Consider the following 14077-nt stretch of genomic DNA (forward strand, 5'->3'; position numbering starts at 1 on the left):
GTCGAGAAAAGATCGTGGAGGACGATGTCATGAGCAACCTCACACTTGCCGGCCTGGGCGAACACGTCGGAAAGGAGCTCGGGCTCTCCGATTGGGTCACGATCGATCAGCAGCGTATCGACAATTTTGCGTCCTGCACCGGCGATCATCAATGGATCCACGTCGATGTCGAACGCGCGAAACGGGAGAGTCCGTTCCGCGGTCCGATCGCGCATGGCTATCTGACGCTCGCGATGGTGGCGCCGCTGGCGATGCAGGTCGGCATCATCCCGCGCGATGCCGCCGCCGGGTTGAACTACGGCGTCGACAAGGTGCGCTTCCTGGCGCCGGTGCCATCAGGCGCGCGGGTGCGGCTGCGGGTCGTGCTGTCCGGCGTTGAGCCGAGGGACGGCGGCCAGGTGATCATGAAAACCCTGAACACGCTGGAGGTTGAAGGATCAGAGAAGCCGGCGCTGATCGCCGAAACGCTGGCCCTTCTGATCCCCGCGGCGGGAGCAAAGCAATGAGCACGGAAAATCGCAGTCCGGAGTCCTCGGCGTCTGACATGTCCGAGGCGGCGTCGCGCAACACGCTGGCGCTCAATCCACTGGTCGGCATCCAGGGGCAGGATCTCGTCGAGGGCGCCGGCATCCTGTTCAAGGCGGTCATCAACGAGCCGAAGGTCGCGACCGAGCAGTGGCTGTCCTTCGTCGGCGAGCTCGGCTCGATCGCTGCCGGCAAGTCGGAGCGGGCGCCGAAGGCCGGCGACAAGCGGTTTGCCGATCCGACCTGGAAGGAGAGCTCGCTGCACTCCGGCCTGCTCAAGGCCTATCTGGCGTGGGGTGAGGCGGTCAACGGTCTGGTCGACAAGACCAGCCTCAGCGACATCGACAAGCAGCGCGGCATCTGATCACGGATATCCTGATCGATGCGGTCGCGCCGACCAACACCATGCTCACCAACCCGGCGGCGGTCCGCAAGTTCATCGACACCGGCGGACAGAGCCTGTGGAGCGGCCTGAAGAACTACATCGGCGACCTGACGCAGAATCGCGGCATGCCGTCGATGGTGGACATGAACGCGTTCAAGGTCGGCGAGAACCTTGCCACCACGCCGGGCGCAGTGATCTTCCGCAACGAGCTGATCGAGTTGATCCAGTACACCCCGACGACGCCGACGGTCAGGAAGCGGCCGCTTTTGATCACGCCGCCGCAGATCAACAAGTATTACGCGCTCGACCTGTCGCCGGACAAGAGCATGGTGCGCTTCCTGCTCGAGAGCGGTTTTCAGGTCTTTGCCGTGAGCTGGCGCAACCCGACGGCGGCGCACCGCGACTGGGGGCTCGACACCTATGTCGCCGCGCTCGACGAGGCGGTCGACGCGGCGCGCGAGATTTCCGGCAGCGAGGACATCTCGATGATGGGATCCTGCTCCGGCGGCATCACCTCGACAGCCTATTTCGCGACGCTCGGCAGCGCCGCCGAGAAGAAGATCAAGAACCTGGTGCTGGCGGTCTGCCTGCTCGATCCCAACTCGGCCGAGGAAAGCACGTTCGGCTGCCTGATGACGCCGGAGACCATGCGGGCGGCCAAGGCGACCTCGCAACTGCGCGGCATCGTCGATGGCCACGATTTGGCGCGGATGTTCGCCTGGATGCGACCTAACGATCTGATCTGGAACTACTGGGTCAACAATTATCTGCTCGGCAACCAGCCGCCGGCGTTCGACATCCTGTACTGGAACGCCGACACGACCCGCCTGCCGGCGGCGCTGCACGGCGACTATCTCGATCTCTATTTCTCCAACCCATTCGTCAACGCCGGCAAGCTGACGCTCAACGACAAGACCATCGACATGAGCAAGGTCAAGGCCGACAGCTACGTCGTCGCAGGGGTGACCGACCACATCACGCCGTGGAAGGGCGTCTACAAGACCGCGCAGATCATGGGCGAGGGCACCACTTTCGTGCTGTCGAACAGCGGGCACCTGCAGAGCCTGCTCAATCCGCCGAGCAATCCGAAGGCGTCCTTCATGATCGGGCCGATCTCCAAGGACAAGCCCGATGCGTTCATGGCCTCGGCCGAGAAGCGCAAGGGCAGCTGGTGGCTCGACTGGCGCGACTGGCTGCAGGCGCGCTCGGGCGACGAGGTGGCGGCGCCCGCCTCGCTCGGCAGCGCGCGCTATCCATCCCTTGGCGCGGCACCGGGGACCTACGTCTTTGACTGACGATCTCACCAGCGCTGACGAGGCCGGGCCGGCGGCGGTTGCGCAGCGCGGCACGATCGAGACGCGGCAGATCGCGATCGACGGCCAGCTGCTTCAGGTCGCGATCCGGCACGGCGACGGCAGCGGGCCGCCATTACTGCTGTTCAACGGGATCGGCGCCAACTGGGAGCTGGCGAAGCCGTTCCTCGACGCGCTGACCGGCACGTCAGCCATCATCTTCGACGTGCCCGGCGTCGGCGGATCGCCGAGGCCGGCATGGCCGTATCGTCCGTCGACCCTGGCGCGGCTCGCCGCCGGGCTGGTTGCGGAGCTGGGCTATGCCGAGGTCGATGTCGCCGGCGTGTCCTGGGGCGGTGGCATCGCGCAGCAATTCGCGCATCAGTTTCCAAAGCGCTGCCGCCGCCTGGTACTTGCCGCGACCGCGCCCGGTTTCACCATGGTGCCGGCAAGTCCGTCGGTGCTGTGGAAGATGGCGACGCCGCGCCGCTACACCGACAAGGGCTACATGAAAACGATCGCCGCCGACATCTATGGCGGCGCGTTTCGCGACGATCCGTCATTGATCGGCCGGCATGCGGCCGCGATGCATGGCGCGCGCAGCATGGGCTATCTTTATCAACTGCTCGCGATGACCGGCTGGACCAGCCTGCCCTGGCTGTGGTCTCTGCCGCAGCCGACGCTGATCCTGATGGGCAGCGACGATCCGCTGGTCCCTCCGGTCAACGGTCAGATCATGGCGAGCCTGATCCCGAACGCCGAACTGCGCCTGATCGACGACGGACATCTGTTCATGGTGACGCGGCCAAAGGAAACCGCCGACTTGATCGAAGCGTTTCTGGCTGACGAGAGTCGTCAGGCCGTGTCGTCATCCCTGCTCGCGCGAACGACGAGCTACTTCAGGGATCTCGTTCCAACGCCCGGAGGCGGACAGCAGAAGCCTTAAACACAGCAACCAGGGAGGATATCGTGACCGACAATACCTCTTACATAGACATGCTGCGCAAGTTCGGCAGAGATCTCGGCTTGCCGAAGCTGAACGTGGACGAATTGCTGCAAGCCCAGAAGAAGAACCTCGAGGCACTCGGCCAGAGCGCGAAGGTTGCGGCCGAGGGCGCGCAATCGGTAGCGCAGAAGCAGCGCGAGGTGATCGAGGCGGGCTTGCGCGAGGCCTCGACCTTGGCGCGCGAGTACAAGCCGCTCGGCAAGATTCATGAGAACCTCGCGCTGCAAACCGAATTCGCGCGGAAGGTGTTCGACATCGCGGTCAAGGGCGCGCAGGACAGCGCGTCGACGGCGCGGCAGTCGACCACGGAAGCGGTGAAGATCATCCAGGACCGGATGAAAGAGAATTTCGACGAGTTCCGCGCCAGCGTCCGCCCGAACAAGCCAACCTGACGTCACGATGAGACGAATCCCGGCAGGGCGTCGGTCGTGTCGGGAGCGCGAGAGTAGGGCGAAGCACCGCTATGCATCAGGGAGGACACCATGGCTAACGCGCAGGCGACACGGTCAGCCAAGCCGGATTACGCGCCGCCGCCGGTCAACGGCGACTTCTACGGGATTGCCACCGTCCTCAACGACACGGAGCGCGCGCTGGTGCAGCGTGTGCGCGCATTCACCGAGGGCGTGGTCGCGCCGCTCATCGAAGAGTTCTGGAGCCGCGACGAATTTCCGTTCGCGATCATCCCTGACATGGCCGAGATCGGCATCGGCGGCGTCGGCTATCAAGGCTATGGCGCGGCCGGCGGCAGCTGGCTGCTGAACGGCTTTGTCGCGATGGAGCTGGCGCGGGTCGATTCCTCGGTCGCGACCTTCTGGGGCGTGCACACCGGGCTTTCGGCAGGCTCGATCTATCTGTGCGGCGACGAATCGCAGAAGCAGCGGTGGCTGCCTGCGATGATGCGCTTCGAGAAGATCGGCTCGTTTGGTCTCACGGAGCCGCTGGTCGGCTCGGCGACGTCGGGCGGCATGCTGACCACCTGCCGCCGCGAGGGCGACGTCTGGATTCTCAACGGCCAGAAGAAGTGGATCGGCAACGCCACTTTCGCGGACATCAACGTAATCTGGGCGCGCGAGGAAGGCTCGAACCAGGTCAAGGGCTTTGTCGTGGCCAAGGACAATCCCGGCTTCTCGGTCGAGAAGATCAAGACCAAGATGGCGCTGCGCGTGGTGCAGAACGGCCTGATCACCCTGAAGGACTGCCGCGTGCCCGAGGCGGACCGCCTGCAGAACGCCAACTCCTTCAAGGACACCGCCAAGGTGCTGCGCATGACCCGCACCGGGGTGGCGTGGTTCGCCGTCGGCTGCGCGATGGGCGCCTATGAACATGCGCTGCGTTATGCAACCGACCGGCAGCAGTTCGGCAGACCGATCGGCGGCTTTCAGCTGGTGCAGGACCTGCTGGTCCGGATGCTCGGCAACGTCACTGCGACGCAGGCGATGATGCTGCGGCTCGGACAGATGCAGGACGAAGGCGTGATGCTGGACGAGCATGCTTCGCTGGCGAAGGCGTTCTGCACCGTCAAATGCCGCGAGACCGTCGGCTATGCGCGCGAGTTGCTGGGCGGCAACGGCATCCTGCTCGAAAACCATATAGGCCGCTTCGTGGCCGATGCCGAGGCGATCTATTCCTATGAGGGCACCCGCGAGATGAACACCCTGATCGTCGGCAAGTCGATCACGGGATTGAGCGCCTTCGTCTGAACCATTGCAAGGCGTCTAATACCGTCATTGCGAGGAGCGAAGCGACGAAGCAATCCATCTTTCCGCATGGTCGGCAATGGATTGCTTCGCTTCCCTCGCAATGACGGGGATAGATCGCGCGACCGTTCACTCCGCCGGCGGCAGGCTGCCTTGGCCGGCTTCGGCGGTTGTCCGCGACAGCATGCCGAGGGCAACGATCGCGGCGGCAAAGCCGGCGGCGGCGCCGACCCCGAGTGCCCAGCGCGGGCCGAGGTGATCGGCGACCCAGCCGACGATCGGTGCGCCGATCGGCGTGCCGCCGAGCGCCACGCCGAGCCGCAGCGCCATCACGCGTCCGCGCATCGCAGGCTCGGTCGCGAGCTGCATCAGCGCGTTCGAGGTGTTGGCGACGGTCAGCGCGGCGACACCGATCACGACGAGTGCTGCGGCGAACAGCCAATAGCTCGGCGCCAGGGCGGCGAGCGTGCAGCCGAGACCAAAGATCGCAGAGCCCAGCATCAGCGAAGAGAACCGCGGCTGGTCGCGGCTCGCGGCGAGCAGCGCGCCCGACATCGTGCCGAGCGCCATCACCGATGACAGCAGCCCGAAGCCGCGCGCGTCGGTGTGGAACACGCCGACCGCCATCGTGGAGATGAAGATCGGAAAGTTCAGTCCGAAGGTCCCGATCAGAAACAGCATGATCAGCGTCGCCCGGAGATCGGGGCGGGACCAGACATAGTGGAAGCCCTGCATGATGCTGCCCTTGGTGGGATGGGCGCGCGCGCTCGGGCGCAGCTCGGAGGTGCGCAGCAGGGTCAGCGAGGTCAGCACCGCGAGGAACGAGGCGCCGTTGAACAGGAAGGCCCAGCCGGTGCCGACGGAGGCGATGATCAGGCCGGCGACGGCCGGGCCGATCATGCGCGCGGCATTGAACGAGGTCGAGTTCAGCGCGATCGCGTTCGACAGGTTCGTGTCGCTGACCAGCTCGGCCACGAAGGTCTGGCGCACCGGCGCGTCGAGCGCTGCCGCGCAGCCGAACAGGAAGGCGAACACATAGACGTGCCAGAGCTGCACCAGTCCGGTGACGGTGAGAATCCCGAGGACCAGCGCGAGCACGCCCATCGTCGCCTGGGTCGCCATCAGCAGCTTGCGCTGGTTGAAATGATCTGCGGCAAAGCCGCTCCACGGCATCAACAATAGTTGTGGGCCGAATTGTAGCGCCATCACGATGCCGACGGCGGATGCGCTATGCTGCGTCAGCTGGGTAAGGACGAGCCAGTCCTGGGCGGCGCGCTGCATCCAGGTGCCGATGTTGGAAACCAGCGCGCCGGCCGCCCAGACCCGGTAGTTGAAGCTTGCGAGCGATCGAAAGACGCGTCTCATGGTCTCTGAGGTTCATTCCCGCCGTGAAACCGTCCGAACCGCCGCGCCAGGAACAGGCCGATCAGGAAGCCGCCGAGACCGAGCGCTGCGACGTCGCTGGTCGTTCTCAAGCCGAAGTCGCCGACGCGGCAGACCAGGAGATATCCGACCGCGAGGTTGAAGAAGCCCCACACGATGTTGACGGTCGATGACGACAGGCCCTCGCCCGGCGGCTTCGCGAACGGACTCTGGAACGGTTCGCCCATCATGCCGGCGACGACGTGAGGGATCGCGTTGGTGAGGAAGGCGCCGCCGAAGAAGTAGGCGACGAGGTCAAGCCAGTTCATGCGTATTGGTCCTTTCAAGCAGATCGATGATCGCCTGCGTCGAGCCGGTTTCGCCGAGCCGCGGGAACACCTGTTCGATGCTGTAGTCATGTGCGTTCGGCCGTGCATCGGTCATGGCGTCGATCGCGAGCGTGACGTTGAAGCCGGCCTCATAGGCCTGCCGTGCCGTGGATTCGACGCCGGTGCCGGTCGCAACGCCGGCGACCACGACCTGCGTGACGCCGCGGGCGCGCAGCTGCTTCTCGAGATCAGTGCTGGCGAACGCACCCCACGTCCGCTTGGTCACGACGATGTCGCCCGGCTGCCGATCGAGCTCCGGAATCAGGTCGGTCCAGCCGTCGGGAAATTGTCCGTCGTGGCGCGGCCGCTCGGTTCGTCCGGGTGCCGTGCCGTCGACATTGACCAGCACGATCGGCAGTCCACGCCGTCGAAACGCGCTGATGAGGGCGCAGGCGCGAACCACGACGTCTCCGAACGGATGCACGAACGGCGCGCCGACGAGCCCTGATTGCAGATCGACGACAATGAGGGCGGTGATCGGATCGAGCGTCGTCAGAGCCATGATCGCTTCCTGTTCTCACAATTGGCGCGGCGCGGCCGGCATCAATCTGCGACCAGCCGTTTCAGCAAGCCGACGGCGGCGGCGAGTTCATCCTGCTCCCGTGCCGACAACCGCGCGGCGATGGTGCGCGACAGCCAGTCCTGCCGCGCGGCGCGGCCGGTGCGCAGCCGCTCGCGGCAGCTATCGGTGAGCGACATGATGGTTTGCCGGCCGTCGTCCGGATCGGGCGCGCCGCGAACCAGACCCGCGGCCTCGAGCGATGATATCGCCGAGCTCATCGACTGCGGACGCATCCCTTCCGATCGCGCCAGGCTCGACACGGTCGCGGGGCCGTCCTTTTCGAGGCGCAGCAGCACCGCGACCTGGGACGGCGGAAGATCCTCGCGCTGGCCCTGCTCACGCAGCCGGCGCTTCAGCGTTCCGATCAACAGGCGAAGGTCTTCGGCGAGCGTGGATGTGCGCGCCGAGCCGGTACGGGCCGCTGCATTGTTCATGTCGGTGAGACTAGCAGATATACAGGTAAACTGTAAAGATTATCTTTGTAGTTTGTCTGCAGAATTCGCGCGGTCTGACCTCGGTGCGGCGGACCGGTTCGCTTGACGTCATCCGATGGCCAGGAGGCGCGGCGCGCACGACATTGTCCGTGCGTGGTAATGCCGGCCGCGGCTCGCAGGGAAATGAAATGGGCAGTGAGCGCCGGCCACATCGCGGCGCGATGACGACGCGTGCTATTCGCTCTCGCTGGTCGCCGGCAGTGCGTACATGTCCCGTGCGCGCCGGGTCGCGGCCGCATAGCGCGCGGTCGCGCTGAGGCTCATCAGGCCGGCGCGCACCAGTCCGAGGATGGCGCGGCGCGAGTGGAACGGCCCGGTCTTGCTCGCGGCATATCCGCGCGGGTAGAGCTGCAGGCGGCCGGCGAGCGCTTCCTGCAACGCCAGCTTCTGGGTCGCGCTCAGGCGCCGGCGCCGCGCAGGCTTTTCCGCTTCCGCCAACATGAGCTCGATACCCAACGATTTCCGTGGCGCGGCCTTCATTGTCAGCTCACACTCCGGCCGACTGGCGCGACCTTCCGCGAGGCGCGGCGCCCGGCCGGCATCGCCATGGACGCCGGCATGTGGCACATCATGGCTTGCGCTGTTGCTCATTCGTAAGACAGAACCGCATTTCGAGCAGCAGTGGCATCTGACGAAAGTCAGGATCAGTTATGACGAAAGTCATATTCGTTTGCGGCCGCTGCCGGCTTACGCCAGAGTGGGCTGCTCGCTGAGTTGATGGGCAACGCATGATCGATTTGAGCGCGGATTTGCTTGCGGCCGCAGGAGCCGACGTCATCGGTCTCGCCGTCATCGGTGCCGACCGAAGCATGCAGCGGAAGATCGGGCGGCTGGTCGAATGGCTTCCCGCGATCGGCGTCGATTGTTGCGAATGCATGCTGCTGGTCGGCATGGAGGCCGAGCTCGCGGCGCTTGCCGGAGGACAGCGGGATATGATCGCGCTGGCCGGTGTCCGCGGTGCCTCGCCTGACATCGCGCAGCCGATGACGGCGGTCGTGCTGTGGAATGATGCACAGTCGCATTACTTCGTCATCGCCATGCCGGACTTCGCGGGACGTCAGGTCGAAACGCTGCTCGGCAGCGAGCGCCGGGCCCGCCGCCTGATGGAGCAGCAGCTCGAGGCGGCAAGCGCGGAAGTGCGCTTTGCCTCGCTGGCGCGGACGCGGCTGCGGCTGGCGCGCGATCTGCACGATACGCTGGTGCATTCGATCGTGGCGCTGCTGACCCAGATCCGGCTGATCAGGCATTATCTGTCGGCCGACCCGGCGCGCGTGGCGGACAGCCTTGCAACCGCCGAAGACGCCGCCGCGAGCGGCCTCTCGCGCGCCCGCGAGGCCATCGATCGCCTGCGCACGCCCGACGATTTGAAGCTTGATCCCGATGTCGAGGGACTGCTTAGCGACTTCGCCGCGCGCAGCGGCGTCAGGGTGTCGATCCAGATCGACGAAGAGGCGCGTCCCGGTTTGCGCGATTGCGGCTTGACGGTTCAACGCATTCTCAGCGAGGCATTGCGTAACGTTCAGGCGCATGCGAAGGCACGCCGTGTCTCGTTTCACGCCTTCGAAGCGCCGGCCGCGGTCGGTCGCAAGCTCGTTGTCGAGATCCGCGACGACGGCCGCGGCTTCGATCTGGCGGTGCCCACGCCCGGACATTTCGGATTGATCGGGATGACCGAATTTGCTGAACTCGTCGGCGGAAGCTGCGCGGTGGAGAGCGCGCCCGGACAGGGAACGCTGGTCCGGATATCGCTCCCCGTGGCGGTGCCGCCGGCAGCGTCTGCCGGCCTGCTGGCCGATTGATGTCGTTGCCGCGCATTCAAGACCTTCGAGAGGATAACGGAAACCCGTGAGCAGAATTGAGAAGGTGCGGGTGCTGATCGCCGAGGATCAGACCCTGATCAGGGAAGGTATCGCCACACTGCTGGCCCAGCAGAACGACGATTTCGAGATCCTTCCCGGTGCATCCGACGGCGAGCAGGCCATCGAATTCGCGCGGCGCTATCGGCCGGACGTCATCCTGATGGACCTGCAGATGCCGCGTGTCGACGGCATCGCGGCGACCCAGCGGATCCTGCGCGAGTTGCCGCAGACCCATATCGTGGTGCTGACGACATTCGAAACCAACGACCTGATCTTCGAGGCGGTCAGCGCCGGCGCCAAGGCGTATCTCCTCAAGGACGCCAGGATGGAGGAGATCGCATCGACCATCCGCGCGGTGATCAACGGCCAGTCCGGGCTGTCGCCCAGCGTCGCCGCGCGCATCCTCGACGAGTTCAAGCGGCTACGCGGCCCGCGCGTCTCGGCGAAGCTGCCGGTTCGCGACGGGTTGACGGCGCGGGAGAATGAAATTCTCACGCTGATCGTCGAGGGCAAGAGCAATACCGAGATCGGTGAACGGCTGCATTTGGCCGAGGGCACGGTGAAGAATTATGTCAGCACCATCCTGGAGAAATGCCATGTCAAGAACCGTACGGAACTGGCAATAAAGGCAATAACTTACTAGAAATAATTGCCCTCAACCGCACGCCACGCGGTTGATCCGGCTGAGATTGCTCGCCTTTCTCTGGGCCGCGCCGACAAAATTGGCTATAGGTTTGTTTCGGATTTGCTTTTTGACACGGCAGGTCCGGATTGCGCGGCTTTGACTAAACAGGGAATGACCATGAAGGGTATCGAGCGCCAGACCAAGGATACGGATGGACTGGCAAACGCGGCGGCCGGCAATGGCGCGGAAGCCGCGGCACATGGCATGGCGGCGATCGATCAGGTCCGCGATCTCCTGTTCGGCGGCGCGCAACGCTCGATTGAGACCAATCTCTCGGGTCTGCGCGAGGAGATGCAGGCATCGCTGAAGCAGATGCAGGCGGACTTCAACAACGAGCTCACCGCGCTGCAGGCGCGGCTCTCCGACCTCGAACGCGATACCGAGCAGAAGCGCCTCGACTCGCTGAAGGATGTCGGTGCGGCCATCACCCAGCTCGGCGCTGCGATCAGCGGATTGGGATCCGGCCGCACGGGCAAATAGCATGGCAGCTGCTGCCGGCCAGAACCGCGAGATCGAGCAGCTCAGGACATTGCTGTTTCAGCCCGAGGCGACGCGTCTGACGTCGCTGGAGGCCGACCTCGACTCGCTGCAGCGCTATGTCGGCAACGCCGATCGCCTGGAGACGGCCACCGCCGGCATTCTGGTCGAGGCGCTGGAGCGCGCCGAGGTCAACCGGCCGCGCGAGCTCGCCACCGCGATTGCGCCGGTCGTGGTCTCAGCGATCCGCAGCGAGATCAAGAATTCGCGCGAGCAGATGATCGAGGCGCTCTATCCGATCGTCGGCCGGCTGGTCAGCGCCGCGGTTGCGAACGCGTTCCGGGAACTGGTTGCCTCGCTCGAGCAGCGCATCAATGCGCTGACCTCGGCGCAATTGTGGGTCGGGCGGGTCAAGTCGCTGGTGACGGGACGTCCGATCAGCGAGTTCGTGCTCGCCGACAGTCCGCCGCAGATCAACCGGCTCCTGATCATCGAACGCGGCAATGGCCGCCTGGTCGCCGACTGGAAGCGCGAGGCGACCGTCGACGAGCGCGCCGACCTGCTCAGCGCCATGGTCGCGGCGATTCTCGAATTCTCCGTGCAGGCGCTGGCCGGCGAGGGCAATCTGCAGACGCTCGATTTCGGCGGACGGCAGCTCGCGCTGCGCGCCTCGCCCCGCTTCATCCTGGCGGCCGAGTGCCTGGGGCCGCTGCGACCCGCCGACAATGCCAGGATCAATTCGCTGTTCTTCGATGCGATCGAACGCATCGACCGTGGCGCGGATTGCGATGCGCCGATGCTCGCCTCGCTCGCAACCGCGATCGAGACCGACGACACGCCGCGGCGGATCGCAAGCCGGCGCGGCAAGGTGATCCTGTTTGCCGTGCTCGCCGCCCTGGCTGCGCTATTGCTTTATTTTGCCGTGACGTCGGTGACGCGCGCGCTGCTGGAGCGGCGTACCCATGCCGCGCTGGAGCAGCTCGCCGCGAAGCAGCCCTTGCTCGCCACCTTCCCGCTGCGGCTCGACTTCGATCACGGTGGCCGAAGCGTGGCCGTCTCGGGCATCGAGCCGAGCCAGTTGGAAACCGCGCCGTTGATCGACGCGCTCGCTGCGGCCGCAACGCCGTACAAGGTCGTCGACCGCATCGGACTGGTGTCCACGCCGGAGCAGGCGGCGGCATCGCAGGCCGGCATTGCAGGCCTGCAGCAGAGCCTGACCCGCCTGCAGGCGAGTCTCGACCAGATGCGCGAGGCGATGGGTGCGCAGGCGAAGTCGGGCGACCAGAAATATGCCGCGCTGAGCGAGCAATATGACAGACTCGGCGAGCAGTACGCGAAATTGGGCGAGCAATATGCGAAGCTGCAATCCGTGGCCGACGGTCCGGCGGCGCGGCTCGACCGTTTCATCGCCTCGACTGCGGTCTTCTTCGTCAACAATTCAGACGAATTCCTCGACAACGACCAGGCCGATCAGCAGCTGCGCGAGCTCGCCGGGCTGCTGACGAACAATGATCTCAGGCTGCGGATCGTCGGCTATGCCGATCAGAGCGGCACCGAAGGCACCAACAAGACGCTGGGGCGCAAGCGTGCGGAGCAGGTGCAGCGCAAGCTGACCGCGCTCGGGGTCGATCCGTCGCGGCTGATTTTGGTTTCGCGCGCCGCGACGATGCCGATCACCGACCGGCTCGACACGACCGCCGGCGGCAACCGCCGCGTGGCGTTCGAGACGGTCTATCGAGGCGAAGTGGCCCGCTGATGCTCACCGCCAAAGTCATGCTGCTCGGCGATATGGGGGTCGGCAAGACCTCGATCCTCTATCGGCTGATCTACAACCGGTTCGAGGGCCAGTACAAATCCACGCTGGGTGTCGAGATTCTGAGCCATGACGTGGTGCCGGCGGATGGCAGCGATCCGATGCGGCTCGTGCTGTGGGACACCGACGGCGATTTCGGAACGCAGATTTTCGACACCGTCTATGTCACCGGCGCATCCGCCGCCATCATCGTGTCCGATGTCACGCGGCCGCAGACCGTGACCCGCATGGTCGAGCTGGTCCGCGGTTTCGAGGGGCGCTTCCCGGGGCGGCCCTACCGGGCGCTGCTCAACAAGATCGACCTGCCGGAGGCTGCCGGCAGCGCCGGCGCGATCGCCGAACTCGCCAAGTCGAGCGTCAAGCCGGTCAGCGCCAAGACCGGCGTCGGCATTGCCGAATGCTTTGTCGAGCTCGCCCAGACCATTCGCCGCCGTCAGCTCTAGTTCGCATAACTCCGCACAGGTTTGTGTCAGCCGTCCCGACTTCTCGGGGCTGGCGAATCGGGCCGGGACGGCTGACTTCATCGCACGTGGGGCGTACGATGAAACGCGCGACATGCGGTGCACGACCGCACGATTCTCTCTCTCCAACTGCACCACGCCGTCCCACACTCCGATAGTGACGATGGTCATCTTCCGCTCGGCCAATGGCCTGCCTATCGTCCACCCGTCACTGGAACCAGTCACGGGACCAACGGTGTCCCGGGCGCACGGAGCGAGAGAACATGAGCATTTTTGGAAGCATCATGGGTGCAATCTTCGGCCACGGTGCCCAGGCCAAGACAGCTGAGACGACAACGACGGCAGCACCCGGCGCCTCGCCGGCACCGACGTCAACCTCTGCATCTGCATCGCCGGCACCCGGCACATCCGCGGCGCAAACGGTCGACGTCGCGGCGATCGTCGACAAGGCGGCGGCCGCCACCGGCGAGAAGCTCGACTGGCGCACCTCGATCGTCGACCTGATGAAGGCGCTCGGCCTCGACAGCAGCCTTGCAGCGCGCAAGGAGCTCGCCAAGGAGCTGCACTACACCGGCGATACCAACAACACCGCCACCATGAATGTCTGGCTGCATCAGCAGGTGATGGCCAAGCTCGCCGCCAATGGCGGCAAGCTCCCGGCCGACATCAAGACCTGATCACCGTTTGAGCCGTGCGCGGCGTTCGCCTGGCGCACGGCTCCGAACCACGTGTATTGCGTAGGAGCAGTTGCGATGACCTCATCTCATCTTGCCATCCTGAACAGACCGCGGACCGGCGTCGTTGCCGCCTCGATCGCCGCAGGACTCGGCCTCGCGGCATTGGCGCTGGGCATCACCATCGCCGTCGCCCGCGCCGATAGCGCCGGCGACGAGCCGCAGCCGGCGCACGTGGATCCCGGTGTGCAGCGCGCCGCGCAGACTCTGCCGCCGGCGCGGGTCATCCTGCCGGCGCCGTGGGAGCAGGCCGCTCCCGTGCAGCCGGTCGCAGCACCAGCGAAGCCCGCAGATCACAAATAATCTTCGCGCCTCTGTAGCGGCCGTCGATCTGCG

At 65.4% G+C, this 14077-nt stretch carries 18 protein-coding genes; 13 read left to right on the forward strand and 5 right to left on the reverse strand.

Features of this window, described 5'->3' with window-relative positions; all coding sequences use genetic code 11:
• Window positions 1–29: 29 nt before the first annotated feature.
• The 6 genes from AAFG07_RS03250 to AAFG07_RS03275 all read left to right on the forward strand — a co-directional run bounded on the left by AAFG07_RS03250 (window position 30) and on the right by AAFG07_RS03275 (window position 4908).
• Window positions 30–506, forward strand: a complete 477-nt coding sequence (locus AAFG07_RS03250; RefSeq protein ID WP_342725992.1) for a MaoC family dehydratase — start codon at window positions 30–32, stop codon at window positions 504–506.
• Window positions 503–889, forward strand: a complete 387-nt coding sequence (locus AAFG07_RS03255; protein WP_342725993.1) for a hypothetical protein — start codon at window positions 503–505, stop codon at window positions 887–889. Before AAFG07_RS03250 ends, AAFG07_RS03255 begins: the two co-directional genes overlap by 4 nt.
• 14 nt (window positions 890–903) lie before the next feature.
• Window positions 904–2205, forward strand: coding sequence for an alpha/beta fold hydrolase (locus tag AAFG07_RS03260; protein ID WP_342729039.1), 1302 nt, complete (start codon window positions 904–906; stop codon window positions 2203–2205).
• Entirely contained in the window at window positions 2198–3148 is a 951-nt protein-coding gene (phaZ, locus tag AAFG07_RS03265) for a poly(3-hydroxyalkanoate) depolymerase (protein ID WP_342725994.1), read from the forward strand. Before AAFG07_RS03260 ends, phaZ begins: the two co-directional genes overlap by 8 nt.
• A gap of 23 nt (window positions 3149–3171) precedes the next feature.
• Window positions 3172–3600 carry a TIGR01841 family phasin gene (gene phaP, locus AAFG07_RS03270; protein ID WP_342725995.1) on the forward strand — a complete coding sequence of 143 codons (429 nt, stop codon included), beginning with the start codon at window positions 3172–3174 and terminating at the stop codon, window positions 3598–3600.
• 90 nt (window positions 3601–3690) lie between these two features.
• Complete coding sequence (locus AAFG07_RS03275) at window positions 3691–4908, forward strand: acyl-CoA dehydrogenase family protein (protein ID WP_342725996.1); 1218 nt, start codon at window positions 3691–3693, stop codon at window positions 4906–4908.
• A gap of 126 nt (window positions 4909–5034) precedes the next feature.
• Here the strand turns inward: AAFG07_RS03275 and AAFG07_RS03280 are convergent, their stop codons facing one another.
• From AAFG07_RS03280 to AAFG07_RS03300, 5 genes are all read right to left on the reverse strand, one after another.
• Window positions 5035–6270: an MFS transporter gene (locus AAFG07_RS03280; protein ID WP_342725997.1), complete on the reverse strand. Its 1236-nt coding sequence runs from the start codon at window positions 6268–6270 to the stop codon at window positions 5035–5037.
• The gene (locus AAFG07_RS03285; RefSeq protein ID WP_342725998.1) at window positions 6267–6596 is read right to left on the reverse strand and encodes a hypothetical protein; all 330 of its coding nucleotides are present in this window, start codon (window positions 6594–6596) and stop codon (window positions 6267–6269) included. The genes AAFG07_RS03280 and AAFG07_RS03285 overlap by 4 nt, the downstream gene beginning before the upstream one ends.
• A complete protein-coding gene (locus AAFG07_RS03290; protein WP_342725999.1) occupies window positions 6583–7158 on the reverse strand; it encodes an isochorismatase family protein in 576 nt (191 codons plus the stop codon). The genes AAFG07_RS03285 and AAFG07_RS03290 overlap by 14 nt, the downstream gene beginning before the upstream one ends.
• 41 nt (window positions 7159–7199) lie before the next feature.
• The gene (locus AAFG07_RS03295; protein WP_342726000.1) at window positions 7200–7652 is read right to left on the reverse strand and encodes a MarR family transcriptional regulator; all 453 of its coding nucleotides are present in this window, start codon (window positions 7650–7652) and stop codon (window positions 7200–7202) included.
• 234 nt (window positions 7653–7886) lie between these two features.
• Window positions 7887–8192 carry a hypothetical protein gene (locus AAFG07_RS03300; protein ID WP_342726001.1) on the reverse strand — a complete coding sequence of 102 codons (306 nt, stop codon included), beginning with the start codon at window positions 8190–8192 and terminating at the stop codon, window positions 7887–7889.
• 248 nt (window positions 8193–8440) lie between these two features.
• On the opposite strand from AAFG07_RS03300, the gene AAFG07_RS03305 reads away from it, so the two are divergent.
• The 7 genes from AAFG07_RS03305 (at window position 8441) to AAFG07_RS03335 (ending at window position 14044) form a co-directional block, all read left to right on the forward strand.
• The gene (locus tag AAFG07_RS03305; RefSeq protein WP_342726002.1) at window positions 8441–9511 is read left to right on the forward strand and encodes a histidine kinase; all 1071 of its coding nucleotides are present in this window, start codon (window positions 8441–8443) and stop codon (window positions 9509–9511) included.
• 46 nt (window positions 9512–9557) lie between these two features.
• Window positions 9558–10214, forward strand: a complete 657-nt coding sequence (locus AAFG07_RS03310; protein ID WP_342726003.1) for a response regulator transcription factor — start codon at window positions 9558–9560, stop codon at window positions 10212–10214.
• Window positions 10215–10373: 159 nt separating this feature from the next.
• A complete protein-coding gene (locus tag AAFG07_RS03315; protein ID WP_342726004.1) occupies window positions 10374–10736 on the forward strand; it encodes a hypothetical protein in 363 nt (120 codons plus the stop codon).
• Between the two features lies 1 nt (window position 10737).
• Window positions 10738–12489: an OmpA family protein gene (locus AAFG07_RS03320; RefSeq protein ID WP_342726005.1), complete on the forward strand. Its 1752-nt coding sequence runs from the start codon at window positions 10738–10740 to the stop codon at window positions 12487–12489.
• Window positions 12489–12989 carry a Rab family GTPase gene (locus tag AAFG07_RS03325; protein ID WP_342726006.1) on the forward strand — a complete coding sequence of 167 codons (501 nt, stop codon included), beginning with the start codon at window positions 12489–12491 and terminating at the stop codon, window positions 12987–12989. The genes AAFG07_RS03320 and AAFG07_RS03325 overlap by 1 nt, the downstream gene beginning before the upstream one ends.
• Window positions 12990–13270: 281 nt before the next feature.
• A complete protein-coding gene (locus AAFG07_RS03330) occupies window positions 13271–13684 on the forward strand; it encodes a DUF3597 domain-containing protein (RefSeq protein ID WP_342726007.1) in 414 nt (137 codons plus the stop codon).
• 75 nt (window positions 13685–13759) lie between these two features.
• On the forward strand, window positions 13760–14044 hold the full coding sequence (locus AAFG07_RS03335; protein WP_342726008.1) for a hypothetical protein: 285 nt from the start codon (window positions 13760–13762) through the stop codon (window positions 14042–14044).
• The last annotated feature ends 33 nt before the right edge of the window (window positions 14045–14077 follow it).

It is taken from the genome of Bradyrhizobium sp. B097 (assembly GCF_038957035.1).
Classification (GTDB): domain Bacteria; phylum Pseudomonadota; class Alphaproteobacteria; order Rhizobiales; family Xanthobacteraceae; genus Bradyrhizobium.